Below are 760 nucleotides of genomic sequence, written 5' to 3'. Positions count from 1 at the left end.
GCTGTTGAAGGATTGCTTGCGGGCAGTAAGGTCGTATGCATACCCATCAAGCTTCTGCGAAGCGTCAGGTCGTCAATATCGAAATGGAGACAAAAATAAGTCATGGCCATTTGGCTAGTCGACCCGCTGCTGCTGTGCAGAACGCCAGGTGGAATAAACAAGATATCGCCTACTTGCTGTACAAATTTGGTGCTGTCTGCAATCATCGTTTGATCACCCTCCAGCACCATATTCAGCTCGAACATCGTATGGTGGTGTTCAGGATAGCTCCATTGCGCATTAACAGCGCGTTTATGCGCTNTTCTGTTTTGTACAAATAAAGGTCCGTTATAACCCTGTTGGCTAAAGGGAATCGATCGTAAGATAGTAAGGATCATACTTAAAAAAGGAGCTGAAACTGCCTTGACGAAAAACCAGTTTTTTAATGCCCATCATTCTCCAATCGGTGCGTTCTCCAGCTTTACATTAGGTTTTCCAGGACCTTCGGGAGGGTTTGATATTGAGCTAGCAAGACCTCCAAGGGAAAATATATATATCGGTATCGAGCGTTTGGACGGAACAGGCTATGATACATTGCCGTTCCACGATGCGAAAGAAGAAGATGAAAGCAAACGTTACGATATTGAGAATCCAGATCCGTTCCCGGACAAGCCAAAGCTGCTGCATCCTTTGCCGCAGGAAGCGATTCAGCGTGATTTTCAGCTGACGACAGATACATGGCAATCGGGAGATTTGAGCTTCCGCATTTATTCGCAGGTTC

At 46.0% G+C, this 760-nt stretch carries 2 protein-coding genes; one reads left to right on the top strand and one right to left on the bottom strand.

The annotated features are described in order from the left end of the window. A partial coding sequence (locus FJQ58_RS32210; protein WP_476641262.1) for a cupin domain-containing protein occupies window positions 1-230 on the bottom strand: 230 nt, incomplete at its 3' end. Between the two features lie 172 nt (window positions 231-402). On the opposite strand from FJQ58_RS32210, the gene FJQ58_RS00900 reads away from it, so the two are divergent. Then, window positions 403-760: glycoside hydrolase family 52 protein (locus FJQ58_RS00900; RefSeq protein WP_238403668.1), on the top strand; the 358-nt coding region annotated here is incomplete at its 3' end.

This window comes from Paenibacillus paridis, from assembly GCF_006345825.1.
Lineage (GTDB): Bacteria > Bacillota > Bacilli > Paenibacillales > Paenibacillaceae > Pristimantibacillus > Pristimantibacillus paridis.
Note: the sequence above shows the minus strand (reverse complement) of the source record. Positions and strands in the feature narration are given on the sequence as shown.